At 58.8% G+C, this 4669-nt stretch carries 3 protein-coding genes; all 3 read right to left on the reverse strand.

What is annotated here, in order from left to right; genetic code table 11:
* On the reverse strand, positions 1-1094 hold a 1094-nt coding region (locus VK725_RS06110), incomplete at its 3' end, for a trehalase family glycosidase (protein WP_325317170.1).
* A gap of 159 nt (positions 1095-1253) precedes the next feature.
* Entirely contained in the window at positions 1254-3491 is a 2238-nt protein-coding gene (locus tag VK725_RS06115; protein ID WP_325317171.1) for a glycoside hydrolase family 65 protein, read from the reverse strand.
* Between the two features lie 20 nt (positions 3492-3511).
* On the reverse strand, positions 3512-4669 hold a 1158-nt coding region (locus VK725_RS06120), incomplete at its 5' end, for a putative 2OG-Fe(II) oxygenase (RefSeq protein ID WP_325317172.1).

Here is a 4669-nt window from a genome sequence, read left to right on the forward strand (position 1 = left end):
TCCTTGCGTGCAGCGGCGGCCCGAGTCCAACGTTTCACATCGTCGGTTTTGCCGAGCTGTTGTGCGAAGTCACGCAGATCAAGTTCGTAGCGATACAAAAGGCTGTTGAGGCTGACATCGGCATAGTGATGGGTGGAACCACCGAATGGACCATAGTGGGAATTGGTATCGAAACCCGATTCGCGCATGGCGCGGTCGCCACGGTAGTAGTCGGTAGTGAGGCGATAGCCGTCTACCCAGTTACCCAAGCAAACCTTCGATGCGCGCACATCGCAACTTTCATCCTTCAAATGTGCTGCTTCGGCGTCGTCAGGTTGTTCGGAGCCTTTCAACAGATAGCCGGGATTTTGGGATGGGTGCGCAATCAGCCATTTGATCACACCCTTGTAGAAAGAGCTGTCCTGCGCCTCGAGCACCGGGCCGCTGCCAAGATCGTAGTAGCGTGCAAGACCTGTGTTACCCGCCTGATGTTCCGGACGCGTCCATATTTCGTAGTTGCGCACGGCCAATGGATAAGCGTGTTCCAGCCATGCGCGTTTCTCCGCGTCGCCATGGAAACTTGCCGGATCGTGCATAACGGCAGCCATCATCGCACTGAGAAACGGCGGCTGCGAACGACTCAGGTAATAGGTGCGGTTGGCATTGAGTACGCCGCCGTAGTACTGCACTTCGAACAGTGCGTTGTCGGTCATGTCACGCGCCAGATCGGTGCGGTGATCGGCGATCAGTCCCAACAAGATGAAATAACTATCCCACCCGTACATCTCGTTGAAGAAGCCGCCCGGCACGATATAAGGGTGCGGCAGATAAAGCAGTCCCTGTGCGGGAAGCTTCGTCGCATCGACGTCGCCAAGTCGATGGATGACGGATGGCAGCGTCTGTATGTCGACGTTACAGCGTTTCTGCACATCGGTTACGTCTGCGGGTATCGGAAATTGCGCGGGAACGTACAGTACCGGTCGTGTCGCCACTTTAGTGTCGACCAATGACGCGCAATCGCTCATCGAGCGCGTCAGCGTTGTCCACGCCTGATCGATGTAGGCGCGCGTTTTTGCAGGATCGGGCTGAGCGGCCGATGCAGTGGATGTCAGCATGATGCTGACCAATAGCGCCGCCGCGCGTGATCGAAAGGATGTTGCATGGGTTGTGCGACTCTCAATGGATGTGAAGCGTCGGGTCGTTTTCATGGGAATCCCTCATCTGGTGTGGTCGACATATCCGTGTGTCGCACGTCGATCCTGTCTTGCGGTTCTTCAAAGCACAGTACGCGTCAGTGATGCATTGCCTTGCGCATCGCGTTTGACGGTGATGTCGTAGAGCTGGTTACGAAAGCGGATGTGCTTGAGCGTGAAGGATGACCACTGCGATGGAAGCATGGGTGGGTAAACCTGCTGAAGACCCTGTTCTTCAATGCGCAGTCCGGTAAAGCCGTAGACGATGTTCTGAATAAGGCCGCCGCTCGCCGTCGCGAAATAACCGGTGTTGTTCGTTGCGGTTTCTGTGCGCACATTAAAAGGCGCTTTCAGTACATGCGCGGTGACGTTGTGTTCGAACCACTCGGTTGCGCCATGCGCATCGCCCGCCGTCGCTGCGGCGATGGACATCGGCGCAAGCCCCATGCTGTTCGGATCGCGATGCGACCGTTCGATAGGAGCGATCGCATATGCATAGTCGCGGCGACGCACGTCGGCATTCATCGGGACATCCAGCGACGGATAGGAAAGCATCGGCAGGGAACTGCCACCCCACGAATCGATATCGTGCGCAACGGATGGATCAAAATCCAGGTGATGACCTTCCGCGCTGTCATAAGGAATGTAAAGCCCCTTCGCTACGGTAGCCCAACGTGAATCCGGTTTATCTCCGACGACCGCGGCAGCTTGCATTGCAATGTCGAGTGCTTTGCGGGCGGATGCGTTGGTGAAGGTATCGTTCGGGACGTCGTTGTAGTCCTCATCGACCGAGGTGACGTGCTGAATCTCGTAGCGCTGCTTTGCAGGTACATAGGTCGCACGACTCGCCCAGAAGTCGGCCACCGCGCGGATGACGGGCCAGCCATGATGAACAAGCCAGTCGCGGTCGTGTGTGGCGAGGTAGTACTGCCACTGCGCAATGGCGATATCGGCGTTTACGTGAATCTCGCGTTCGTCGAGTATCCAGGCGAAATGCGGGGTCTGCGAACTTCCATTGTCCGGATCGGCCTCCCACGGGTACATCGCGCCACGCCATCCGCGTTCGCTTGCGCGTTCTTCCGCCTGCTGCAGCGAATTGGCGCGAAACATCACCAGCGATTTTGCGCGTTCGGGATGCAGCAGGAGCAGCGCCGGGAACACCCACGAATCGCTATCCCAAAAAATATGTCCGGTGTAACCGGGCGTCAGCCCGCATGCGCCAATCGGCCATGCAGTGTCGGGCGTCGAATTGGAAATGAGGTAGTAAAGATCGGAATGAACGATTTGTTGCGCTTTCGGATCGCCATCGATGGTGATATCCGACTGCCACAACGCATGCCATGCATTTTGGTGATCCGTTAGCAGGCGATCGAATCCATCTGTTCGAGCGCTCCTCGCCAATGCCAAATCCTGCCTGGCATCGCCGCCCCAGTTGTCACGCGATGCGGCTACGTATTTAGTGAAGGTATACGTGTTGCCCTTGCGCACATCCATCTGGACATCGAGGGCCAAACGGTAGCCGTCCTTATAAAGCTTGATCTCATGTGCGCGAACACCTTGCGGCAACGCTACCGCAACGGCTTCAGCCATTGTGGCGCCTTGCTCGGCTTTGCCGTCCAGCCATAGCGTCAACGCACGCGTATCGCCCTCGGCGTTCAGTACGTGCGTGTCGCCGTGATACCAAAGCGGCGCTCGGTCAGGCGTCGCGGGCGGCATCGGCTGCAGTTTCAGATTGTTTGCCGCCACCGCTTCCTGCATTTGATCCCCTGTCAATTCCGCAAGCGGAAAGCGGGGCTCGTGCGGCGCCCAAAGATTCAACGCGAAAGACAGATCCACCGTACCGTCGAAATCGGGCGTGATCGTCAATTGATTGACCGCGAGATGCGGTGACGCCTGACTGACGAATGTCGTCACGTGAATATCAGTGGACTTCTCGCCATCGACGTAGTGGTAGCGTGTGGTGAGCACGCCGTTATACATGTCCAGCGTCTGCTGATAGTTCTGGAATCGTGACGCGTCGATGTCGACCTGATTGAGCCAGAACTGCCCTGCATGCGACGGACCGGTGCTGTAGTCGATCTCGCTCCATCCCGGCATGGCGGCAGGGCGTGAGACATCGCCTTTTGCGTAATCCATGAAAGCAACCATGTAGGCAAGGTTGCCTGCGGTGCCACGCACGTCCGTCATGGTGGAAAAGTAACCGTTCGCCAGTTGACCCGGAAAATACGAATCGAAATCCTTCGATGTGGCGGTGAGCAGAAAGCTTGGATCGCTCGCGATGCACATCGGGCTGGCGACCAGCGTCAAGCATGCAAGCATGAGACACAGCGCCTTCATGCCTACGGTTCCGGCACCACGTCGAAGGCCACCGTCAGCCGGGTCTTCTCGCTATGGAAGGGCACGGTCCCGTGCCAGAAATACGAGGGGAACAGCACCAGCTTGCCTGGCTCGGGACGCACCACGCGTTGGGCGTGCAAGGGTGGCTCGGTTGCGATGCTCGGTTCGCCGAATGCGAGGCACCCATCCTGTGTGGATGCTTGCGCCATGCCATCGGGCAAGTCGACGTAGAACGCGGAGGAAATCCAGCCGCGCGGGTGCACGTGACTGGCGTGGTAGCCCGCACTGCGCAAGCGCACCGACCAACCGCCGTTGAATCGATACGCTCCGCGATTACGACGGCGCAGAGCATCGGTGCCGTTGCCGATGAACGCCATGTAGTTGCGGATCGGTGCATCGAGGGCTTTGAACAAAGCCTGGATGACCGGGTCTGCTTCGCGTGTAAGATCGCCCGTGGTTTCCGTGCCATGGCGCAGCGATTGGAACAGCAGCGGGTGACCGCGTGGATTGTGCAGACGTTCGAGGCTTTGCGTCAGGTCGCTGAGGAAACTGGGTAGATCCGGCCATGGCGACGGCGCTTGCAGCAGATACGGGCGAACCAGTTGGTCGTAATCGCAATACGCGTCGTAGCGCGGGTCACCGAGTAGTCGCCACGCGGTGGTTTGCAGAGCGACCAAGTATTGATCATCGGGTGAGCCGGACAGCAGCGCTTCGCAATAGCTGAGCGCCCTGCGTGCATCGCCGGTCCCTAACAAGGCGGCGGCCAGCAGGTTTCGCGGTGCGGTCGCGGTGGGCGATCGTTGCAGCGCACGCTCTGCCAACGCGAGTGCGGTCGCCGGATCGAATTCCAGCGCAGCAAGCCCGGCGCGTACCAGCAGAGCCGGTGTGGCTTGTGCGCGCGCTACCGAGTCTGCAAGACACGCGTAAGCACCGCGTGCGTCACCCGCACCCTGCAAAATGGCGGCCTTCGCGGCGAGCAGTGCTTCGTCGCCCTGAAATGCCTGCAGGGCTTGATCGAGCACCGCAGTGGTCTGTGCGCTGTCGCCCGTGCGCATCCATACCAGCCGAGCAAGATGATTTTGCGCGTCGATATGACGCGGTTCCTGTCGCAGGCATTCGCGCAGGGAAGTTTCCGCACGTTCGAACTCGCCCAGTGCAAT

Origin of the sequence: Dyella sp. (assembly GCF_035486915.1) — a bacterium.
Classification (GTDB): Bacteria; Pseudomonadota; Gammaproteobacteria; order Xanthomonadales; family Rhodanobacteraceae; genus Dyella_B.